This window comes from Nocardioides sp. LML1-1-1.1 (genome assembly GCF_040676175.1).
Lineage (GTDB): Bacteria > Actinomycetota > Actinomycetes > Propionibacteriales > Nocardioidaceae > Nocardioides.
Genome location: NZ_JBEGHK010000002.1, coordinates 279,201 through 299,827, shown reverse-complemented (window position 1 = coordinate 299,827; position 20,627 = coordinate 279,201). Strand labels below are relative to the sequence as shown.

At 71.3% G+C, this 20,627-nt stretch carries 19 protein-coding genes; 10 read left to right on the top strand and 9 right to left on the bottom strand.

Annotated elements, in window-relative coordinates; all coding sequences use genetic code 11:
* Window positions 1-2,871, top strand: coding sequence for a preprotein translocase subunit SecA (gene secA, locus MRBLML1_RS08070; RefSeq protein WP_364514022.1), 2,871 nt, complete (start codon window positions 1-3; stop codon window positions 2,869-2,871).
* A 94-nt stretch (window positions 2,872-2,965) separates the two neighbouring features.
* On the opposite strand, the gene MRBLML1_RS08065 is transcribed toward secA, so the two are convergent.
* Genes MRBLML1_RS08065 through MRBLML1_RS08055 form a run of 3 tightly spaced genes read right to left on the bottom strand, consistent with a single transcriptional unit; the run spans window position 2,966 to window position 5,332 of the window.
* Window positions 2,966-4,159 carry a hypothetical protein gene (locus MRBLML1_RS08065; RefSeq protein WP_364514019.1) on the bottom strand — a complete coding sequence of 398 codons (1,194 nt, stop codon included), beginning with the start codon at window positions 4,157-4,159 and terminating at the stop codon, window positions 2,966-2,968.
* Between the two features lie 49 nt (window positions 4,160-4,208).
* Complete coding sequence (locus tag MRBLML1_RS08060) at window positions 4,209-4,718, bottom strand: Rv3235 family protein (protein ID WP_364514016.1); 510 nt, start codon at window positions 4,716-4,718, stop codon at window positions 4,209-4,211.
* Window positions 4,715-5,332: a LysM peptidoglycan-binding domain-containing protein gene (locus MRBLML1_RS08055; protein WP_364514012.1), complete on the bottom strand. Its 618-nt coding sequence runs from the start codon at window positions 5,330-5,332 to the stop codon at window positions 4,715-4,717. The genes MRBLML1_RS08060 and MRBLML1_RS08055 overlap by 4 nt, the downstream gene beginning before the upstream one ends.
* 121 nt (window positions 5,333-5,453) lie before the next feature.
* Here MRBLML1_RS08055 and MRBLML1_RS08050 point away from each other — a divergent pair, with 121 nt between their 5' ends.
* Window positions 5,454-5,990 (top strand): hypothetical protein, encoded by a 537-nt coding sequence (locus tag MRBLML1_RS08050; RefSeq protein WP_364514009.1) that lies wholly within the window; start codon window positions 5,454-5,456, stop codon window positions 5,988-5,990.
* A gap of 63 nt (window positions 5,991-6,053) precedes the next feature.
* Here the strand turns inward: MRBLML1_RS08050 and MRBLML1_RS08045 are convergent, their stop codons facing one another.
* Genes MRBLML1_RS08045 through MRBLML1_RS08030 form a run of 4 tightly spaced genes read right to left on the bottom strand, consistent with a single transcriptional unit; the run spans window position 6,054 to window position 9,424 of the window.
* Window positions 6,054-6,401, bottom strand: a complete 348-nt coding sequence (locus MRBLML1_RS08045; RefSeq protein WP_364514006.1) for a sec-independent translocase — start codon at window positions 6,399-6,401, stop codon at window positions 6,054-6,056.
* A 16-nt stretch (window positions 6,402-6,417) separates the two neighbouring features.
* Window positions 6,418-7,563 (bottom strand): Mrp/NBP35 family ATP-binding protein, encoded by a 1,146-nt coding sequence (locus tag MRBLML1_RS08040; protein WP_364515610.1) that lies wholly within the window; start codon window positions 7,561-7,563, stop codon window positions 6,418-6,420.
* Window positions 7,564-7,613: 50 nt separating this feature from the next.
* Complete coding sequence (locus tag MRBLML1_RS08035; RefSeq protein WP_364514003.1) at window positions 7,614-8,168, bottom strand: DUF1003 domain-containing protein; 555 nt, start codon at window positions 8,166-8,168, stop codon at window positions 7,614-7,616.
* A complete protein-coding gene (locus tag MRBLML1_RS08030) occupies window positions 8,165-9,424 on the bottom strand; it encodes a magnesium transporter MgtE N-terminal domain-containing protein (protein WP_364514000.1) in 1,260 nt (419 codons plus the stop codon). Before MRBLML1_RS08030 ends, MRBLML1_RS08035 begins: the two co-directional genes overlap by 4 nt.
* A 70-nt stretch (window positions 9,425-9,494) precedes the next feature.
* On the opposite strand from MRBLML1_RS08030, the gene MRBLML1_RS08025 reads away from it, so the two are divergent.
* The 5 genes from MRBLML1_RS08025 (at window position 9,495) to MRBLML1_RS08005 (ending at window position 14,300) form a co-directional block, all read left to right on the top strand.
* A complete protein-coding gene (locus tag MRBLML1_RS08025; protein ID WP_364513997.1) occupies window positions 9,495-9,926 on the top strand; it encodes a hypothetical protein in 432 nt (143 codons plus the stop codon).
* Window positions 9,927-10,052: 126 nt separating this feature from the next.
* Entirely contained in the window at window positions 10,053-11,420 is a 1,368-nt protein-coding gene (locus tag MRBLML1_RS08020; protein ID WP_364513995.1) for a phospholipase D-like domain-containing protein, read from the top strand.
* Window positions 11,421-11,423: 3 nt separating this feature from the next.
* Window positions 11,424-13,010 (top strand): hypothetical protein, encoded by a 1,587-nt coding sequence (locus tag MRBLML1_RS08015; protein WP_364513992.1) that lies wholly within the window; start codon window positions 11,424-11,426, stop codon window positions 13,008-13,010.
* The gene (locus MRBLML1_RS08010; RefSeq protein WP_364513989.1) at window positions 13,001-13,213 is read left to right on the top strand and encodes a DUF6752 domain-containing protein; all 213 of its coding nucleotides are present in this window, start codon (window positions 13,001-13,003) and stop codon (window positions 13,211-13,213) included. The genes MRBLML1_RS08015 and MRBLML1_RS08010 overlap by 10 nt, the downstream gene beginning before the upstream one ends.
* A 4-nt stretch (window positions 13,214-13,217) precedes the next feature.
* The gene (locus MRBLML1_RS08005) at window positions 13,218-14,300 is read left to right on the top strand and encodes a hypothetical protein (RefSeq protein WP_364513987.1); all 1,083 of its coding nucleotides are present in this window, start codon (window positions 13,218-13,220) and stop codon (window positions 14,298-14,300) included.
* On the opposite strand, the gene MRBLML1_RS08000 is transcribed toward MRBLML1_RS08005, so the two are convergent.
* On the bottom strand, window positions 14,248-15,327 hold the full coding sequence (locus tag MRBLML1_RS08000) for a hypothetical protein (protein ID WP_364513984.1): 1,080 nt from the start codon (window positions 15,325-15,327) through the stop codon (window positions 14,248-14,250). The two genes, MRBLML1_RS08005 and MRBLML1_RS08000, sit on opposite strands and share 53 nt — an antisense overlap.
* A 68-nt stretch (window positions 15,328-15,395) precedes the next feature.
* On the opposite strand from MRBLML1_RS08000, the gene MRBLML1_RS07995 reads away from it, so the two are divergent.
* Window positions 15,396-17,435, top strand: coding sequence for an acyltransferase family protein (locus MRBLML1_RS07995; protein WP_364513981.1), 2,040 nt, complete (start codon window positions 15,396-15,398; stop codon window positions 17,433-17,435).
* Between the two features lie 201 nt (window positions 17,436-17,636).
* Window positions 17,637-18,998 carry an endonuclease/exonuclease/phosphatase family protein gene (locus tag MRBLML1_RS07990; RefSeq protein WP_364513979.1) on the top strand — a complete coding sequence of 454 codons (1,362 nt, stop codon included), beginning with the start codon at window positions 17,637-17,639 and terminating at the stop codon, window positions 18,996-18,998.
* A gap of 3 nt (window positions 18,999-19,001) precedes the next feature.
* On the opposite strand, the gene MRBLML1_RS07985 is transcribed toward MRBLML1_RS07990, so the two are convergent.
* A complete protein-coding gene (locus tag MRBLML1_RS07985) occupies window positions 19,002-19,271 on the bottom strand; it encodes a hypothetical protein (RefSeq protein ID WP_364513976.1) in 270 nt (89 codons plus the stop codon).
* Between the two features lie 128 nt (window positions 19,272-19,399).
* On the opposite strand from MRBLML1_RS07985, the gene MRBLML1_RS07980 reads away from it, so the two are divergent.
* Window positions 19,400-20,596 carry an acyl-CoA dehydrogenase family protein gene (locus tag MRBLML1_RS07980; protein WP_364513973.1) on the top strand — a complete coding sequence of 399 codons (1,197 nt, stop codon included), beginning with the start codon at window positions 19,400-19,402 and terminating at the stop codon, window positions 20,594-20,596.
* Window positions 20,597-20,627: the final 31 nt, after the last annotated feature.

The following is a 20,627-nucleotide window of genomic DNA, read 5'->3' as shown; positions in this document are numbered from 1 at the left end:
GTGCCTGTGATCATCGACAAGCTCCTCCGCATCGGCGAGGGCAAGATCCTTCGCCAGCTCGAGGGCATCGCGAAGGCCGTCAACGCCATCGAGGACGACTTCAAGGCGATGTCGGACGACGAGCTGCGGGGGATGACGGACGAGTTCCGCAAGCGTCTCGCCGAGGGCGAGGACCTCGACGACATCATGCCCGAGGCGTTCGCCACCGTCCGTGAGGCCGCCCGCCGCGTGCTCGGCCAGCGTCACTTCGACGTCCAGGTCATGGGCGGCGCCGCGCTCCACCTCGGCAACATCGCGGAGATGAAGACCGGTGAGGGCAAGACGCTGGTCTCGACCCTCCCGGCCTACCTCAACGCCCTCGAGGGCAAGGGCGTGCACGTCGTCACGGTCAACGACTACCTGGCGAAGTTCCAGTCCGAGATGATGGGCCGGGTCCACCACTTCCTCGGCCTGAGCGTCGGCGTGATCCTGCCGTCGATGCGTCCCGCCGAGCGCCGCGAGGCCTACGCCTGCGACATCACCTACGGCACCAACAACGAGCTCGGCTTCGACTACCTGCGCGACAACATGGCCTCCTCGCTGGAGGAGTGCGTGCAGCGCGGCCACAACTTCGCCGTCGTCGACGAGGTCGACTCGATCCTCATCGACGAGGCCCGGACCCCGCTGATCATCAGTGGTCCGACCCAGGACGAGGTGAAGTGGTACGACGAGTTCGCCAAGATCGCGCAGAAGCTCACCAAGGACGTCGACTACGAGGTCGACGAGAAGAAGCGCACGATCTCCGTCCTCGAGGCCGGCATCACCCGGGTCGAGGACCACCTCGGCATCGAGAACCTCTACGAGTCGGCCAACACCCCGCTCATCTCCTTCCTGCACAACTCCATCAAGGCCAAGGAGCTGTTCCGCAACGACAAGGAGTACGTCGTCATGGAGGGCGAGGTGCTCATCGTCGACGAGCACACCGGCCGCATGCTCGCGGGGCGCCGCTACAACGACGGCCTCCACCAGGCCATCGAGGCCAAGGAGGGGGTGAAGGTCCGCGAGGAGTACCAGACGCTCGCCACCGTCACCCTGCAGAACTACTTCCGCCTCTACGACAAGCTCTCCGGGATGACCGGCACGGCGCTGACCGAGGCCTCGGAGTTCGACAAGATCTACAGCCTCGGCGTGGTCCCGATCCCGACCAACAAGCCGATGCTGCGCAAGGACCAGCCCGACCTCGTCTACCGCACCGAGGAGGCCAAGTACGACGCCGTGGTCGACGACATCGTCGAGCGCCACGAGAAGGGCCAGCCGGTCCTCGTCGGCACCGTGTCGGTGGAGAAGTCGGAGTACCTCCACCAGGCGCTGACCAAGCGCGGCGTCGCGCACTCGGTCCTCAACGCCAAGGTGCACGCCGAGGAGGCCAAGATCGTGGCCCTCGCCGGCCACAAGGGCGCCGTCACGGTCGCCACCAACATGGCCGGTCGCGGCACCGACATCATGCTCGGCGGCTCGGTGGAGTTCCTCGCCGACCAGGAGCTGCGCAAGAAGGGCCTGGAGCCCACCGGCGAGACCGCCGACGAGTACGAGGCCGCGTGGCCCGCGACCGTCGAGAGGTTCAAGGCCGAGGTCGCCAAGGAGCACGACGAGGTCCGCGAGCTCGGCGGTCTCTACGTCATCGGCACCGAGCGTCACGAGTCGCGCCGCATCGACAACCAGCTCCGCGGTCGTTCCGGCCGTCAGGGCGACCCGGGCGAGAGCCGGTTCTACCTCTCGCTGCAGGACGAGCTGATGCGCCTGTTCAAGTCCGACTGGGTCGACCGCGTGCTGGTCATGCTGAAGATCCCCGACGACGTCCCGATCGAGAACAAGCGGGTCACCAACGCCATCGCCAACGCGCAGGGCCAGGTCGAGTCGCAGAACTTCGAGTCCCGCAAGAACGTCCTCAAGTACGACGACGTCATGGACCGCCAGCGCAAGGTGATCTACGGCGAGCGCCGCGAGGTGCTCGAGGGCGTCGACCTCGAGGAGCAGGTCCGCACCTTCATCGACGACGTCGTCACCGGCTTCGTCGGCGGCTCGCTCGACGAGTTCTCCGAGGAGTGGGACCTCGAGCAGCTGTGGACCGACCTCAAGCAGTTCTGGCCGGTCTCGATCTCCTGGAAGGACCTCGTCGAGGACGCCGGCTCGCAGGCCGCGCTGGAGAAGTCCGAGTTGATCGAGAAGCTCAAGGAGGACGCCCACGCGGCGTACGACCGCCGCGAGGAGGAGGTCGGCGAGGAGGTCGCCCGCGAGCTCGAGCGCCGCGTGCTGCTCTCCGTGCTCGACCGCAAGTGGCGCGAGCACCTCTACGAGATGGACTACCTCCGCGAGGGCATCTACCTGCGGGCCTACTCCCAGCGTGACCCGCTGGTCGAGTACCAGCGCGAGGGCTTCGACATGTTCGCCGCCATGATGGACGGCATCAAGGAGGAGACCGTCGGGTTCCTCTTCAACCTGGAGGTCCAGGTCGAGGAGGAGCAGGAGGTCCACTACCACGCCGACGGCACCGCGCACGCGGGCCCGATGCACGAGGGTGCCTTCGCCGAGCCGCCGGTGCAGCTCGGTGCCGGTGGTGGCGTCGACCTGTCCACGATCTCCAACGAGCTCAAGGGCGCGCCGAAGGTCACCGCGAAGGGGCTCGACACCCCGAAGCAGCCGCAGAACCTCTCCTACTCGGCTCCGGACGAGACCGGGCACGAGGAGGTCCGCGGCAGCACCGCGTCCAACGCCGACGACGAGTTCGGCGACGTGGGCCGCAACGCGCTGTGCCCCTGCGGCTCGGGCAAGAAGTACAAGCGCTGCCACGGCGCCCCCGGCGGCCCGACGGGCGTCGCCCTCCGCGGCTAGTCGAGTGGGGGTTTTCGCCCCGTTGAAATGTCAGAAACGCTGGGCGACGCCCGGCGTTTCTGACATTTCAACGGGGCGAAAACCCCCACTCGACCTACTGGAGGCCCATCCTGGGCTCACCGCCCAGCAGGCCGGTGCCGGTGCGCACGCAGGTCCCGCCCTTCGGCGCGCCGGCGTTGTAGGCCTGGCGCACGCAGGAGCGGACGGCGAGCTGGCCCCAGTAGTTCGGGTGCAGCGACTCCTGGATGTAGTACGGGCTCGAGCCCGCCGTGCTCACCGTGCGGATCTGGTTGACCCACTCGGTGCGGTCGACCGCACCCGGTGACGTCCAGCTCGCCAGGCCGACCTCCTCGTAGAGACCGACCCCGCTCTCGCAGAGCCGTCGCCCGGCGAAGGCGTTCGCGAGGTTGAGGGTCTTGGCGTTGGTGATGCCGGCCGAGCTGATCGCACCGGTGACGGTGTTGTTGATGGTCGGCAGGGCGCTGTTGTTGGCCCAGGTCGCGTCGCTGTCCCAGAACCCGCAGCCGCCGGTGCTCTGCCGGCTGTAGCCGCTCTGGCTGTAGCGCAGGCTGTTGGGCAGCGGCGAGGGATAGGTCTGCACGAGCATCGTCCACTGGGTGTCGGCGTAGCCGGCGTTGCGCATCGCGGTGCGGACGTTGGTCAGCGCGCCGGCGATCCGTGCCTTCACCGTCGCGATGTTGGCGCTGGTGAAGTTCGCGGTGACCGAGGAGTCGTCGGAGCAGTAGTCCTTCCACCAGGTCGGGGAGAGCAGGAAGTCTTGGACGCACTGCTGGACGATGCTGGCGAAGTTGAAGTCGTTGCCGCCGATGGAGACCACGACCATCCTCACGTTGTGGGTGCCGGCGAAGGTCTGCAGCGCCCGGGCCTGGCCGACGCCCTCGGCCCCGCTGTAGAAGTCCAGACCGGGCTTGAACGTGTCGCCGGTCGCGGTGGCGCTCTTGGCCCCGGAGCAGGCGAGGTTGAGGCTGCTCACCCCGCCGCCGATGTGGATCTCGGCGCTCTTGGAGCGGTGGCAGCGGTCGATCGCCTCGCCGGTGCCGCCGGCGTTGTCGTAGTAGGCCGTCGGGCCGAGCGCGTCGGCGCGTGCGCTGCTGTCGTTGGAGGAGCCGGCCCAGCGGCCGGCCTCGCCGGAGATGTAGGAGTCGCCCACCGAGACGACCCAGGGGGAGCCGGCCCCGGGGCCGTCGGCCTGCGCGGGGGAGGCGGTGAGCGGGGCGACCAGGGTCGCGCTGACGGCGGCGAGGGTGGCCGCGAGCGAACGGATCATGGAAGGCAACGTAGTGACCTGGGTCACAGGTGAACAAGTGTCAGATTCTTCAGGCGAAGTCGAGCGCGGTGCAGATCCAGTGCTGTCCGTTGCGCTCGAAGCGGGCGGCCAGCGCCCGGGAGCGCTCGCCGTGGCGCACGTGCACCCCGCACTCGACGACCTCCGTGCTGACGAAGCACGCATGCACGCTGTGCACCCGCGGGCGGACCGTCTGGACCCGGGCCAGGCCGGGCTGGTGCCCGCCGGCACGGGCCACCAGGTGCGCGCGGCGGCGGAGGTCGGCGTACACCTCCGGGTCGGTCCAGCGCACCAGCTGGGAGGCGGGGCGGTCGCCCCCGACGATCTCCACCGCCGCCTGGACGTAGCGCAGCGTCCACTCCTCGATGCTGCGCCGCAGCCTCTGGTCGATTGGTACGACGGCCGCCCCCGGCCGCCCGGGACCGGGCTCCGGAGTGGGCGGGCCCTGCCGGGGGAGCAGGGTCAGCGCGAGCGTGCCCTGGCCCGGGGCGACCGGCACGGCCAGCCGCACCCCGACGGAGGGGGCCGGTGCCAGGCTCACCGGGCGTCCTCGGTGGGTGGCAGCCGGAGGCGCTGACCGGGCCGGACGAGGTCGGGGTCGGGGCCGATGACCCGGGCGTTGAGCACGTGCACCTGGCGCCCGTACGACGCCACCTCGTCCGCCCGCGCAGCCGGCCCCAGGGTGCGGGCGGAGATCGCCCAGAGGCTGTCGCCGGGCCGGACGACCACGGTCCGGGCGGACTCGGCGGCCCCGGTCGGCCGGTCCGGGTAGGGCAGCCCGGCCAGGGAGGTGGGCAGGGAGGTGGGCCGGGAGGGGGCCGGTGCCGGGTCGGCGCCGGCGGTGGCCGGGGCGGCGAGGACCACCACGCCGCAGGCCGCGAGCAGCAGCGCCCGGACCGGCCCGACCGGGCGCCGGGGCACGCCGGGGCGGCGGAGCTGGCCGGTGACGGTCGCGCAGGTGGTGGCCCACAGCAGCGCGGTCGCGACCAGGGCCGCGAGCGCGCAGAGCTGGACGAGCAGGCCGGCGAAGTCGACGGCCGGGGCGCGGACCAGGCCGGTCGCGGGGCCGGCGGCGACCCGCGCGAGCGCGGCGGCGCCGACGGTGACGGCGACCCCGAGCAGTGCGGCGCGGCGGCGTACGGACGAAGGATGCATCCCGAGAACCCTTGCGTTTGCTTGTGTTTGCCTCAGAATGCGTCGATTGGACAAGGTTCGTCAAGTGGGCGGCCGGAGGCCGTTGCCGGGACCGGGGCAGCGGCGTGCGAGGGTGTCGACCATGGGTTGGGAGGACGAGCTGTTCGCGGTCTTCGACGACCTCGAGGGGCAGGCGAGCGCGCTCTACGCCGCCGACCGGACGGCCGAGGTCGCCGACCGGAGCCGGGCGGAGTACCAGCAGGTCAGCCTCGCCAGCCGGCTCATGGCCAGCGCCGGCAGCACCCTCACGCTGGTCGTGCGCGGCATCGGGCCGGTCGCGGGCACGGTCGAGCGGGTGGCCGACGGCTGGCTGCTGCTTGCCTCCGGTGAGCACGACTGGGTCGTCCACCTCGGGGCCGTCTCCACGGTCGAGGGCGCCTCGGTGCGCTCGGTGCCCGAGGTCGCCTGGTCGCCGTTGACCCGGCTCGGCCTGGCCTCCGCGCTGCGCCGGATCGCCGAGGCCGGCGAGCGCTGCGTGCTGCACCTCGTCGACGGCACCCGGCACGACGGTGCGCTACGCCGGGTGGGGGCGGACTTCTGCGAGCTGGTCGAGGGGGACCGGCGCACCGTGCTGGTCGCCTTCAGCGCGCTGGCCGCGGCCCAGTCACGCCCCGCCTAGCGAGCTCGCTCCTCGCTCGCGCTCGGCGCTTCGAGCTCGTTCCTCGCTCGGCGCCGGCGCTCGCTACGTCGCGTCGACGTCGTACGGCGGACGCTCGCCGGGCGCGAGCGGCTCCTGCCGGATCGCCGGCTCCTCGTCGCGCACCGCGTCCTCGAGCTCGTCGAGCTCGGCCATCGCCTCGGCGATGTGCTTGCGGACGATCGCGCGCGGGTCGAGGTCGCGCAGCTCGAGGTCGGCGTACTCGGGGCCGAGCTCGGAGCGCAGCTCGTCGCGGGCGTTGGTGGCGAACTTGCGCAGCTGGCGCACGAACCGGCCGGCCTGCTGGGCGAGCTCGGGGAGCCGGTCCGGGCCGAAGACGAGGACGGCCAGGACCGCGATGACGACGAGCTCGCCGAAGCCGATTCCGAACACGTCGTCCCGCCGGCGACTAGAACTTGTTGGTCGGCGTCAGGCCGAGCTGCAGGCCGGCGAGCCCGCGGCCCCGTCCGTCCAGCCGCTCGCCGATCGAGGACAGGGCGGTCGCAGCCGGCGCGGTCGGGTCGGACTCGACGATCGGCTTGCCGACGTCCCCGCCCTCGCGCAGCGAGACGTCGAGCGGGATCCGCCCGAGCAGCGGCACGTCGTAGCCGAAGCGCTGGGAGAGGGTCGCCGCGACCCGCTCGCCGCCGCCGGAGCCGAAGATCTCCAGCTGGTGCTCCTTGCCCTCCTCCGCGCAGTGCGGGCAGGGCAGGTAGCTCATGTTCTCCACGACGCCGACGACGCGCTGGTGCATCATCGAGGCCATCGTGCCGGCCCGCTCGGCGACCTCCGCGGCCGCCTCCTGCGGGGTGGTGACCACGACGACCTCGGCCCCGGGCAGGTGCTGGCCGAGGGAGATCGCGACGTCACCGGTGCCCGGCGGCAGGTCGAGCAGGAGCACGTCGAGGTCGCCCCAGTAGACGTCGGCGAGCATCTGCACCAGCGCCCGGTCGAGCATCGGGCCGCGCCAGGCGACGACCTGGTCGCGGCGCGGCTTGAGCATGCCGATCGAGATCACCGAGACGCCGGAGGCGGTCGGCACCGGCATGATCAGGTCGTCGACCTGGGTCGGCCGGGAGTCGGCGACGCCGAGCATGGCGGGCACCGAGTGGCCGTAGATGTCGGCGTCCACGACGCCCACCTTGCGCCCGGCCTTGGCCAGCGCGAGGGCGAGGTTGACGGTGACCGAGGACTTGCCGACGCCGCCCTTGCCGGAGGCGATGGCGTAGACCTTGGTGAGCGAGCCGGGCTGGGCGAACGGGATCTCGCGCTGGGCCTGGCCGCCGCGCAGCGTCTCGTGCAGGCCGGAGCGCTGCTCCGCGCTCATCACGCCGAGCTCGACCTCGACGCCGGTGACGCCGTCGAGCGCGGTGACGGCGGCGGTCACGTCGCGGGTGATGGTGTCCTTCAGCGGGCAGCCGGCGACCGTCAGCAGCGCCTTGACCGTGACGACGGAGCCGCCGTCACCGGGGGCGATGTCGACGGCGTCGACCATGCCGAGCTCGGTGATGGGCCGCTTGATCTCCGGGTCGTTGACCCGGCTCAGGGCCGTCATGACCTGCTCGACGGAAGGGGACTGCTGCGTGCTGCTCACAACGCCCGAGTCTAGGTCCTGGGCGGCTGCGGCCGGTCGTCGGCGCCGTCGTGAGACGTCGCACGGTCGTCCTCGTCGCGCTCATCGCGCTCGTCGAGCTGGGCGAGCAGGGTGCGCAGCTCCGAGCGGACGTAGTCACGGGTGGCGACCTCGCCGATGGCCATCCGCAGCGCGGCCATCTCCCGCGCCAGGAACTCCATGTCCGCGTGCGCCCGCGCATCGGCCTGCCGGTCCTGCTCGGCGACCACGCGGTCGCGCGCCTCCTGCCGGTTCTGCGCGAGCAGGATCAACGGGGCGGCGTACGACGCCTGGAGGCTGAGCATCAGGGTCAGGAAGATGAACGGGTAGTCGTCGAAGCGCACGTCGTCGGGGGCGACGAGGTTCCAGCCGACCCAGACCAGCACGAACAGGGTCATGTAGATCAAGAAGGTCGCGGTGCCCATGAACCGCGCGAACTCCTCGGCGAAGACCCCGAACGCGTCCCGGTTGAAGGTGGGCCGCTTGACGATCTGCCGGCGCTCCTCGCGCGGGGTGTCCAGCCGCTCGGTACGGCGTGCGGTGCTCATCGCGTCCCGCCGCCCAGGTGACGGGCACGGTCGCGCCAGTTGGCCGGGAGCATGTGGTCGAGCAGGTCGTCGACGGTGACCGCGCCGATCAGCCGCTTGTCCTCGTCGACGACGGGCGCGGCGACGAGGTTGTAGGTGGCCAGGTGGGCGGCGACCTCGGCGGTCGAGGCCTCCGGCCGCAGCGGCTCCAGGGAGTCGTCGAGCGCGCCGGCGACCAGCGTCGAGGGCGGCTCCCGCAGCAGGCGCTGGATGTGGGCGACGCCGAGCAGCTTGCCGGTCGGGGTCTCCAGCGGGGGCCGGCAGACGTAGACCAGTGCGGCGAGGGCCGGTGTCAGCTCGGGGTTGCGCACGTGCGCGAGGGCGTCGGCGATGGTGGCGTCGGGGCCCAGGATCACCGGCTCGGAGGTCATCATGGCGCCGGCGGTGTCCTCGACGTAGGACATCAGGCGCCGGACGTCCTCGGCCTCCTCCGGCTCCATCAGCTCCAGCAGGATCTCGGCGGTCTCCGGCGGCAGGTCGCGGATCAGGTCGGCCGCGTCGTCGGGGGACATCTCCTCCAGGACGTCGGCGGCGCGCTCGGTGTCGAGCCCGTTGAGGATCTCGACCTGGTCGACCTCGGGCAGCTCCTCCAGGACGTCGGCGAGGCGCTCGTCGTCGAGCGCCAGTGCCACCGCCGTACGACGGTCCGGGGGCAGGTCGTGCAGGATGCTCGCCGCGTCGGCGGGGCGCATCTCGTTGAGGGCGGCGATCAGGTGGGTGGCGCCCTGGTCGCCGGTCTGGCGGTGCAGGCCGACGACGTCGCGCCACTCCACGACATGGGTCTGCCCGCGGCGGCGGAAACCCTTGGACGCCTCGCGCACGGCGACCCGGCTGAGCACCCAGTCCCGGTTGCGGGCGGGCTCCATCGCGACGTCGTAGACCGTGCCGGTGACGTCGGCGCCCTTGATGGTGACCGTGCGGTCGAGCATCTGCCCGATGACCAGGGTCTCGGTCGAGCGCTGCTCGAAGCGGCGCATGTTGAGCAGGCCGGTGGTGTAGACGTGCCCGCTGTCGATGTTGGTGACCCGGGTCATCGGCACGAAGATCCGGCGCCGGCCGAAGACCTCGGCGACCATCCCGAGCACCCGTGGCTGGGTGCCCTCGGTGCGCATGGCGACGACGAGGTCGCGGACCTTCCCGACCTGGTCCCCCTGGGGGTCGAAGATCGGGAGCCCGACGAGCCTGGCCGCGAACACGCGGGAAGGGGTGGTGCTCACGTGGGTCAACGCTAGGCCATCGGCACGCCGATCACCCGCCGGACCGGTCTGGCGGGTCTACCCTGGCCGCATGGGTGCACGACGGATGGCAGGAGCAGGAGCGGTCGCCGCGGCGGTCCTCCTGCTCGCGGGTTGTGGCTCCGGCGGGGACGGCGAGACGGAGGCCGAGGACACCTCCTCGCCCACGGCGAGCGCCTCGGACAGCACCTCCGCGAGCGCCACCTCGGCGCCCGCGCCGACCACGACGCCGGCCCCGCCCGGCACCCCCGCCTGCACCGAGGTGTGGCAGGCCGGCCGCACCCTGCCGAAGGGCTACGCCGGCTGCGCCGACGCCGCCGGGCTGCTCGCGGCGCCCGACGTCCTCGGCTGCTCCTCGGGCCAGGGGCTGGTTCGTTACGACGAGCGCTTCTGGGCCGTCGCGGGCGGCCCGGTCCAGGGTGGCAAGGGCGAGCTGGCGAGCTCCCGGGATTATCAGAAGGTGGTCTCGACCTGTCGCGGATGACGGTTTCGCCTCTCACCCTGGGTTAGGGTGGCCGCACGCGAGAAGGGACCGGTCCGGCCCTTCGGGGCAGCAACGGTGTTGCCGATCCACCCACGACTCGACCGGACCCTCGGAGGTTTGCTCATCGTGCGTCGTCTGTTCCTGGTGCTCGTCACCACCCTGCTCTGCCTGCCCCTCGGCCAGGCACTCCCCAGCGCCACCGCGGCGCCGGCGGAGCCCGTCGCGGCCGTGCAGCCGCAGTCCGCCGCCACGGTCGTGGCCAAGCGCGGGCCCTACACGTGCTGGCGCGCCGCCACCGCGACCTGCCGCATCAGTGGCGGTGTCACGTTCAGCTCGGCCAACGGCAGCGACGCCCAGAAGTGGGCGATCATCAACCGGATCGTGTCGACCATCCGTCGTACGCCGTCCAACGCCTCGATCCAGATCATGAGCTGGAACATCATGTCCCGGGGCGGGGTCAGCGCGCTGATCGACGCCGCCCGCCGCGGCGTGCGGGTGCGGGTGCTGATGGACGGCGCCAACCGCAGCAAGGACGTCCCCAACCCGGGCTTCACCCGCCTGGTCAAGGGCCTGCGTGCCGCCAACCGCGCCAAGAGCGCGGCCTTCCCGACGGCCCGCTACAGCTACGCGAAGACCTGCAAGGGCTCGTGCCGTCGCGGCAACGCGGCCTCGGCGCACGCGAAGTACTACATGTTCTCCAAGGTCGGTGCCTCGCGGAACGTCGTGATGCAGGGCTCGGCCAACCTCACCGCGGCCGCGGCGTCGAACCAGTGGAACGACCTGGTGACCTACACCGAGAACGCGCCGCTCTACAGCTTCTTCAACACCACCTTCGTGCAGATGTGGCAGGACCGCTACGTCTCGCCGAGCTGGCGCCAGTTCAAGGGCTCGACGTTCGAGATGTACTTCTCCCCGCGCCTGGACGGCAACGTCGACCCGCTGACCTACCAGCTCCAGCGCGTGCGCTGCACCGGCACCACCGCCGGCCGCAACGGGCGCACCGTGATCCGGGCCGCTCCGGACGTCTTCCGCGGCACCTGGGGCATGACCGTGGCCAAGCTCCTGCGCAAGCTGTGGAACGAGGGCTGCGACATCAAGATCGGCTACACCGTCATCGGCGTGGACGTGAAGAGGTACATCAGCGCCCCCGGTGGCCGGGGCCCCGTGCCGCACCGCCAGCTCGCCCAGGACGTCGACGGCGACAAGGTGCTCGACAAGTACTTCCACCTCAAGGCCTGGACCATCAACGGCCGGTCGATCGCGGGCGGCACCGACGACAAGTCCTACTATTGGATGATGCAGGGCTCGTCGAACATCTCCGACCTGTCGAAGATCTCGGACGAGAACATCGGTGTCTTCAAGTACGCCTCGGTCACCTTGAAGTACCAGAACTACATCGATCGCTGGTTCACCAACCCGCCGCGCAGCCGGCCGGTGATCCCCTCGCGGGTCCCGAAGAACGTGGACCCGTACGCCAAGATGGAGATGGACTGAGCCGTGACCGACTTGACCGGGCGGGCCGTCGCGACGGCCCGCCGGGTCGTCGGGACGCTGGGACGCACGCGGGTCACCCGCGTGGACGAGAACGGCATCGACCTCGTCGTCCACGGCGAGGACCGCGTCGTGGACGTGCTCTTCGACGGACGCCGGATCTGGTCGTTCTGGCTGTGGCGTGACACCGAGCGGCCGCAGCGCAGCCTCAACCGCCGTACCGTCGCCTGGCCGGAGCGGATGAAGCCCTACCTCAAGGGCGAGACCGAGCTGGTGTTCCGCGACCACGTGCTCGGCGCCGACATCGGCCGCTTCGAGCAGCGCTTCGGCGAGGGCACCGGCCGGGTCGCCTTCGTCAACAGCCAGGGCCTGGAGATCAGCCTCGACAAGTCGGGCCGGTTCAGCCCCACCTTCGGCGGTCGTACGCCGGAGCAGCTCGCGCCGCTGCTCGACGCGATGGACAGCGTCATCGCGATGCTCGCCGAGCTCGACGTACAGGCCTTCCCGGCGTACGGCACCCTGCTCGGGGCGGTCCGCGAGGGCGACTTCCTCGGCCACGACTCCGACGCCGACCTCGGCTACGTCTCGCGCCACCACACGCCCGCCGACGTGATCACCGAGTCCTACCGCCTGCAGCGCGCGGTGAGCGAGCGCGGCTTCGCGACCTACCGCTACAGCGGCGCGGCCTTCCGGATCGACGTCCAGGAGGCCGACGGCTCGGTGCGCGGGCTCGACCTCTTCGGCGGCTTCCACGACGCCGGCCGGCTCTACCTGATGGGCGAGGTCGGCACCGACTTCGAGGAGAGCTGGCTCTACCCGTTCACCACGACCACGCTGGCCGGGCGCTCCTACCCCGCGCCGGCCCGCCCGGAGAAGCTCCTCGAGGCGATGTACGGCGCCGCGTGGAAGGTCCCGGACCCGGCATTCAAGTTCGAGACGCCCCGGTCGACGACCCAGCGGCTCAACGACTGGTTCCGCGGGATGACCTACTTCCGCCGCGAGTGGGAGCGCAAGATGATCCGCGCCGGTGCGCGGGTCCCGCAGGGCAAGCCCTCCGGCCTGGCCCGCTACGTCGCCGAGCAGGCTCCGGCCGAGGCCACGATCTTCGACGTGGGCGCCGGCCTGGGCACCGACGCGCTGTGGCTGGCCGGCGAGGGCCGCACCGTGCGCGCCTACGACTACGTGCCCCGGGCCAGCCGGGGGGCGCTGCGCGGGGCGACCCAGCGTGGCCACGACCTCACCGTGCGCCCGCTCAACCTCACCGACTTCCGCTCGGTGCTCAGCGAGGGCGCCCGGGTGGTGCGCGAGCCGGGGGAGCGGGTGATCCTCGCGCGGCACGTGCTGGACGCGACCAACGGCCCGGGCCGCGACGGCCTGCTCCGCTTCGCCTCCCTGGCGCTGCGCGGCGGCGGGACGCTCTATGCTGACGTCTGGACCGGGGGCGGCGAGCGTCCGTTCGGGCTCCGCCCGCTCGACATCGACCAGCTGGTCGAGCTCACCGCGCGGCACGGCGGCACGGTGGTGTCCGTCAGCCCGGTGAAGGTCAAGGACGCGGACAAGCAGATCGAGCGATTGGTGGCGCAGTGGGACTGAGGGGCGGCCGAGCGGCACGGGAGGAGCTCCAGGAGCTGCGCTCCCGGGTCGAGAGCATCGAGGGATCGATCGCCGAGCTGCGCCGGCACCACCTGCGCCTGGCCGAGCTGACCGACCTGGTCCAGGAGCTGCTGGTCCCGCTCGCGAGCCGGGACGAGGAGAAGGTCACCGCCGCGATCGACAAGTTCCAGCAGGGACTCTGACCTCGTGGCGCGCCGCGTCTTCCTCCACATCGGCCTGCCCAAGACGGCGACGAGCTATCTGCAGACCATCCTGTGGTCCTCGCGGGACCAGCTGCGGGCCGAGGGCCTGTTGCTGCCCGGCACCGAGCGCCGCGACCACCTGTGGGCCTCCCGCGTCGTGCGCGAGGGGGAGAAGATCCGCAAGCGCCCCGAGCGCGAGCAGACCTCCTGGGACCGGCTGCGCGCCGAGCTCGCCGCGTGGGACGGAGACGGCCTGGTCAGCCACGAGTTCTTCGCCGCCGCCAGCGCGGAGCAGGCCGTCGCGATGGTCGAGGCGCTCGCCCCGGCCCAGGTCGAGGTGGTCGTCACCGCGCGCGAGCCGCTCGGGCTGTTCACGGCCAGCTGGCAGGAGAGCCTGAAGAACAAGAGCACCACCCCGATGGCCGACTACTCCCGCGCCGTGTCGCCGCACCCGACCGCGATCTGGAACTGGCGCACCCTCGACCTGCGGCTGGTCCTGGAGCGGTGGTCGCAGGCGGTGCCGCACGAGCGGATCCACGTGCTGCCGCTGGACCGCACCGCCGCGCGCGAGGAGATCTGGCACCGCTTCGGGGGCCTGCTCGGCCTGGACACCGCGGCCTACGACCTCTCGCAGTCCTTCCCCAACGAGTCGATGGGCGTGGTCGAGGCGGAGCTGCTGCGCCGCGTCAACGGCCACCTCGACGGCTTCGACAAGGCCTTCGACCGTGGCGTCTACATCCGCACCTTCCTCGCCGACGAGCGGCTGGTGCCGCGCAAGGGCGAGCCGTTCTGGCCCTACCCGGAGCAGGTCGAGGACTGCCGGGCCCGGTCGGTGGCCGCGATCGACTACCTGCGCGAGCACGCCGTGGACGTGGTCGGCGACGTCGAGCACCTCCGGGTGCCCGAGGACCTGCCCGAGCGCCGTACGCCGGACAGCGTCACCGACGCCGAGGTGGCCGACGCCGCCACACAGCTGGTCGCCACCCTGCTCGGTGACGTGCGCGCGCTGCGCACCGCCGCGCCGGCGGCGAGCGTCAGCCCGCGCTCCGCACGGTTGCCGTGGCGTAGACGTAGTGGTGGTCGCTGACCTTCCGCGACACGGGGGAGCGGTCCTCGACGTAGCCGCTGAAGGCGACGTCGGAGGTGGCCGTCACCCAGTCGACCGCCAGCGCTCGCGCGGGGCGGCAGCCGCCGGCGGTGGAGCCGCCGATCGCGGCGACCATGCCGGTGGGCGGCATTACCCGGCAGAAGAACTCCTCGCGGCCGTTCATGTCGCCGGTGAGGAAGATCGGGATGCCGTCGGCCTTGAGCCGGTTGATCACCGAGACCGCGGTGTCGAGACCGGCGGCGCGGCTGCCGGCGTACTTCCCACCTCCGGCCGAGGTGTGCATGTTGAGGAAGTAGAACTCCAGCTTGGTCTGCTTGTGGCGCAGCCGGACGATGGTCTGCGGCCGCACGCTGTGCATGAAGGTGATCGCGAAGGAGTCGGTCGAGACGAGGTCGAAGACCTTCGGGTCCCAGATGATGGAGTTGTCCGGGTCCGAGCCGCCGGGCCAGGCCTGGAAGCCGAGACCGTTGGTGATGCCGGCGAGCTGGCTGGACTTGACCTCCTGCAGCCCGGCGACCGCGACGCCGGAGCGGCGCAGGTAGTCGATGGTCTGCGGGGTGCGCCAGCTCGCGCTCGGCCACGAGGCGTGCTGGCCGCCGGGGTCGGTGTGCTGGGTGGCCAGCACGTTGAAGGTGCCGATCTTGAAGGACACGTCACGGATGCGGGTGCGCTGGGACTCCGCGGCGACGCGCAGCTTCTCCAGGTCCGGGTCGACCGGGGTGCCCGCCGAGGGCGTCGACCGCGGCGCCGCCGGGGCGGTCGCGGTCAGCGGCTCGATCAGCTCGCCGTCGACCTCGCGCTCCTCGGCGTCGTGCCGCGGGCGGGACGGGTCGGCGGCCTGCGCGACGTCGGCCCGCGCCGCGACCGGGTCGGTCGCCGCGTCCGGCACGCCACCGTCCCACAGCGTGGCGACGCCGAGCAGGATCGCTCCCAGCAGCACCACCGCCGCCACCGGGAGGAGCTCCGAACGCGCGGCCGAGCGGCGTGGTCCGGAGTGGTCGGGCATGGCGGGTACCCTACCCGAGGCCCCGTGCATCCGCGGGGTTGTCGGACAACGCCCGGAGGAGGATCGCGGTGAGTGGCACGCGCTCCTTCCGCTCCGACATCCAGGGCCTGCGGGCCCTCGCCGTCGGGCTGGTGATCCTCGCCCACGCCGGCTTCCGGACCGCCTCCGGCGGCTTCGTCGGGGTCGACGTCTTCTTCGTGATCTCCGGCTTCCTCATCATCGGCCTGCTGCTGCGCGAGGCGGGCGACTCGGGCCGGATCTCGATCCTCGACTTCTACGCCCGCCGGGCCCGGCGGGTCATCCCCGCCGCCACGATCGTGCTGGTCGCGACGGCCGCGGCCTCGGCCTACCTGCTGCCGCTGACGCGCGGCCAGGAGGTCGTCAAGGACTCGGTGTGGGCGGCCTTCTTCGCCGCCAACATCCGGTTCCGCCTCGTCGAGACCGACTACTTCTCCCAGGGCGAGCCACCCTCGCCGGTGCAGCACTACTGGTCGCTGTCGGTGGAGGAGCAGTTCTACATCGTCATCCCGCTGCTCCTGCTCCTCGTCGCCGTGCTCGTACGACGCGCGCTGCTGCGCCGGGCGACCTTCGCCGTGCTCGGCCTGGTCACCCTGGCCTCGGTGGCGTGGTCGGTGCACGTCACCTCGACCGACCCGACCGGCGCCTACTTCTCGACCGCCGCCCGGGCCTGGGAGCTGGGCATCGGCGGGCTGGCGGCCGTGCTCGTCTGGGGCCGCTCGCCGCGGCTGGGGCGGTGGGCCAGCGAGGCCCTCTTCGCGCTCGGCCTGGCGCTGGTCGCCTACGCGACGCTGACCTTCGACGCACGAACCGCGATGCCGGGCAGCGCCGCGCTGGTGCCGGTGCTGGGGGCCGCGCTGATGCTGGCCGCGGGCAGCACGACGGGCGCCCCGTCGACGTACCTGTTCCGGCTGTTCTCGATCCGCCCCGCCCGGGTGGTGGGGGACTGGTCCTACTCGCTCTACCTGTGGCACTTCCCGGTGCTGCGCCTGGCCGAGGAGCACTGGGGCGAGCAGCGGCTCTCCAAGCCGCACCTGCTCGTCGCGCTGGTGCTGATCTTCGCGCTCAGCGCCGCGAGCTACCACCTCGTCGAGCAGCCGTTCCGCCAAGGCGTGCGCTGGCGGCCGCGGCTGCGCGCGATCGCGCTCTACCCGGCCAGCCTGGCCCTGGTCGTGGTGACCGCGGTCGGCGCGCACGCCTGGGTGGACAGCCAGCTCGCCGCCCTCGACGACAACCCCGAGATCGCGGTCTCCGACTACGCCAAGGACGGCCTGGACGACGACCCGACGGTGGCTCTCGTCGAGGCCTCGGTGCTGGCCGCGAAGGCGGACCGGCCGATCCCCGGTGGGCTGCGGCCCGAGCTGGGCGCGGTGCGGGAGTCGGTCGCGCCGCTCGGCGAGTGCGACTACCGCACCGGGACCCGCGAGCTGTGCGCCTTCGGCGACCCCGACGCGGACCGCTCGATCGTGGTCACCGGCGACTCGCACGCGCGGCACTGGGGTCCGGCACTGACCGCGATCGGGGAGAAGTACGGCTACCGGGTCTACCAGCTGGTCTACAGCGGCTGCCCGGCGATGACCTACACCCGTCGTACCGACGCCGGGCGGCCGTGGACGGCGTGCGCGGACTTCAAGGCGTGGGCGCGGGAGCAGGTCCGCACCCTGCATCCGGACCTCGTCGTGATCGCCAACAACGCCTACGAGTCGCGGGTGATGAAGGCCAACCAGGTGCGTGGGCTGCGCGAGGAGCTCGAGCAGCTGCGCCCGCTCGCCGGCAAGGTCGCGATGATCGGCAACAGCCCGAAGCTGCCGAAGTCGCCGGGCAACTGCCTCTCGGTGCGCGGCGCCGACCTCGGCGACTGCCTGCAGGAGCCGGAGCCGGAGAGCACCCGGATCCAGGGACAGTTCCGTGCGACCGTCACCGGCCTGGGGATGACCTTCGTCGACGCCGAGCGCTGGTTCTGCTTCGAGCAGCGCTGCCCGGCGGTGATCGGCGACCTCGTGCCGCTGCGTGACCGGGAGCACGTGACCCTGGAGTACTCCACCCGGCTGGCCGAGCCGCTCGCGGCCGCGCTGGGCATCTCCCGCTGAGCCTCAGGTCAGCACGCCTCCTGCCGATCGGCCGGAGGCCGAAAGTCGTGCGCATTCTCGGCATTCCGAATTACATGGTTGTTATTCGAAGAATTACGCCGTTGTAGTTAATCAGAATGTCTTGCGGGGGTGCCGAGTGACTGATGAGATTCGTGTGACTTTTGTGATTTCAGCGGTTTTTCGCTGACGAGGGGAATTCAAATGCGCCACCGCTTCGCCGGAGTACGACGACTGCTCGCGGCCGTGGCCGCCGGAGGCCTGGCGCTCACGCTGGCCCCGGGGCTCACGCACGCCAGCGACCCGATCCAGCTCGCGGCCAAGACCTGCACGACCCTGCGCGGGATGCAGATGGTCGAGGCCAACATCAAGTCCGGCATGACCGCGGCGCAGACCCGCTCGGACCTGCTCAAGGTCTACGCCGACCGGCCCGACTTCGTCGCGCTCAACGAGATCGCCGGGCGCTCCGACGCGGTGCTCGCCCCGGCCGGCTACCAGCTCTTCCGCACGCCCGGTCGCTACACCGGCTCCAACGCGGTGGTCTGGCGCACCGACCGCTGGACCGCGATCGCGCAGGGCACGATCTACGTCAGCGCCGTGCCCGGCAAGACGGCCAGCCAGACCACCGAGCTCGGCCTGCGCTACGCCAACTGGGCGACGCTGCGCTCGGTGGACGGCTGCCAGACGATCTCGATCGTGGCCTACCACGTGGCGCCGCGCACCGCCCCGATCGGCGACCTGCTGCTGCCCTCGGTCTACAAGATCGGCGGCCTGGCCAACCAGCTCGCCGCCGACGGCCCGGTCCTGCTGGCCGGCGACCTCAACCGCCACGTCGGCGACCGCACCTACCCGCGGGCCGCGCTGTCGGCGTTCCAGCTGAAGTCGACGTGGGACCTGGCGGGCAAGGTGCTGCCGACCCACGACCCGCGCAACGCGACCATCGACTACATCTTCGTGCGCAACGCCGCGCAGTTCGCGGTCACCCGCCAGCTCACCCGGGAGCTGTTCTCCGACCACGACGCGGTGGTGACCAACCTCGCCATCAACCCGAAGGTCGTGGTCGCGCGCACGGCGCCGACCTTCGTCCGCGGGCACGTCGTGAACCTGCCCTACTCCACCAACGGCGTCTCCCGCCGGGCGGTGCTGAGCCGGATCATCCGCGCGATCGGGCTGGCCCCCAAGGGTGCCATCGTCCAGGTCGCGACCGACCGTCTCGGCGACCCCATCGTGCTCAACGCGCTGCGCAACGCCTACCGGCGTGGGGTGACCGTGCAGCTGGTCACCACCAACACCAAGCTGTCGGCGCAGGAGAACGCCCTGCGCTCGCTCCTCGGCACCGTGCGCCGAGGCGGCTCGTGGGCCATCCAGCGCCCGAAGCGCAGCGCCGCCGGCCTGCCGCCCACGGCGATCATGATCAACCACACGGCCAACGTGTCGATGCTCGGCATCCAGGTCGACCGGACCCTGGACTACCGGATGGCGTCGAGCCCGGCGCGCGGCCAGTTCACGCTGGAGAAGCCGGACTTCCTGGCGCTGCGGACCAAGTTCGCCCGCCAGATCGGCTAGCGGTCAGGGGCGCTGGGTCAGGCCCTTGCCGGCCGCGACCCCGCGCTTGACCGCGGCGCTGGCGACCATCTGGGCCACGCCGGCCACCTGACCGGCTGCCTGGCCGGCCGCCTTGAGCTGGTCGCCCACCTGCTGGGTGGCGGCCAGCGGAGCGAGCAGGGCCTGGAGCCCGACCACGCTCTGGTTGAGCTCGCGGACGGCGGCGGTCAGGTCCACCAGCAGCACGTCGAGGGCGGGCGTGGCGTCGTACGGCGTGGGGTGCTCGGTCGTCATGGGCGGGATCGTGGCACAGGGGGTGCGCGTGACGTCCCTCACGTCCCGGTCTCGCCCCTCCTTCGAGGGCGGGTGCGGAGGCTACTCACGGGTAGAGTTCGGCCGGTACACCACCTGAAAGGGAACCGATGTCGCGCCTTTGCCAGACCGAAGGACTCAACGAGGACCAGGTCGAGATCCTCAAGGCCGTCCGCCAGTTCGTGGACGAGCAGATCATCCCGGTCGCCCAGGAGCTCGAGCACGCCGACGAGTACCCCCAGGAGATCGTCGACGGTCTCAAGGAGCTCGGCGTCTTCGGCCTGACCATCCCCGAGGAGTTCGGCGGCCTCGGTGAGTCGCTGCTGACCTACGCCCTGGTGGTCGAGGAGATCGCCCGGGGCTGGATGAGCGTCTCCGGCGTCATCAACACCCACTTCATCGTGGCCTACCTGCTCATGCAGCACGGCACCGAGGAGCAGAAGCAGAAGTACCTGCCGCGGATGGCGACCGGCGAGGTGCGTGGTGCCTTCTCGATGTCCGAGCCGGGTCTCGGCTCCGACGTCTCCGCGGTCGCCACCAAGGCCACCAAGAAGGACGACGGCTCCTACTCCATCACCGGCCAGAAGATGTGGCTGACCAACGGCGCGTCCTCGACGCTGGTGGCGGTGCTCACCAAGACCGACGAGGGTGCGGAGTCGGTCTACAAGAACATGACCACCTTCCTCGTCGAGAAGGAGGCCGGGTTCGGCGAGACCGCCCAGGGCGTCACCATCCCCGGCAAGATCGACAAGATGGGCTACAAGGGCGTCGAGACCACCGAGCTCATCCTCGACGGCCACGAGATCGCCGCCGACCAGATCCTCGGCGGCGAGCCGGGCAGGGGCTTCTTCCAGATGATGGACGGCGTCGAGGTCGGCCGCGTCAACGTCGCCGCCCGCGCCTGCGGCCTGGCGTGGCGCGGCTTCGAGCTGGGTGTGGCCTACGCCCAGCAGCGCAAGACCTTCGGCAAGGCGATCGCCGAGCACCAGGCGATCCTCTTCCGCATCGCCGACATGGCGACCAAGGTCGAGACCGCGCACACGATGATGGTCCGCGCCGCGCGCCTCAAGGACACCGGCCAGCGGATGGACGTCGAGGCCGGCATGGCCAAGATGGTCGCCTCGGAGTACGCCAACGAGGTCGTCGAGGACTCCTTCCGGATCCACGGCGGCTACGGCTACTCCAAGGAGTACGAGATCGAGCGGCTCATGCGCGAGGTCAAGTTCATGCTGATCGGCGAGGGCACCTCCGACATCCAGAAGATGATCATCGGCCGGGCGCTCCTGAAGGACTACAAGCTCAAGTGAGCTGATCGCACGACGGGCCGCCCCACCGGGG

Bases quoted from the DNA above. Each gene is read 5' to 3' on its own strand.
- MRBLML1_RS08065 (WP_364514019.1), bottom strand. From the start codon at position 4,159: ATGATCCGTTCGCTCGCGGCCACCCTCGCCGCCGTCAGCGCGACCCTG.
- MRBLML1_RS08055 (WP_364514012.1), bottom strand. From the start codon at position 5,332: ATGCATCCTTCGTCCGTACGCCGCCGCGCCGCACTGCTCGGGGTCGCC.
- MRBLML1_RS08050 (WP_364514009.1), top strand. From the start codon at position 5,454: ATGGGTTGGGAGGACGAGCTGTTCGCGGTCTTCGACGACCTCGAGGGG.
- MRBLML1_RS08040 (WP_364515610.1), bottom strand. From the start codon at position 7,563: ATGACGGCCCTGAGCCGGGTCAACGACCCGGAGATCAAGCGGCCCATC.
- MRBLML1_RS08035 (WP_364514003.1), bottom strand. From the start codon at position 8,168: ATGAGCACCGCACGCCGTACCGAGCGGCTGGACACCCCGCGCGAGGAG.
- MRBLML1_RS08025 (WP_364513997.1), top strand. From the start codon at position 9,495: ATGGGTGCACGACGGATGGCAGGAGCAGGAGCGGTCGCCGCGGCGGTC.
- MRBLML1_RS08000 (WP_364513984.1), bottom strand. From the start codon at position 15,327: ATGCCCGACCACTCCGGACCACGCCGCTCGGCCGCGCGTTCGGAGCTC.
- MRBLML1_RS07990 (WP_364513979.1), top strand. From the start codon at position 17,637: ATGCGCCACCGCTTCGCCGGAGTACGACGACTGCTCGCGGCCGTGGCC.
- MRBLML1_RS07985 (WP_364513976.1), bottom strand. From the start codon at position 19,271: ATGACGACCGAGCACCCCACGCCGTACGACGCCACGCCCGCCCTCGAC.
- MRBLML1_RS07980 (WP_364513973.1), top strand. From the start codon at position 19,400: ATGTCGCGCCTTTGCCAGACCGAAGGACTCAACGAGGACCAGGTCGAG.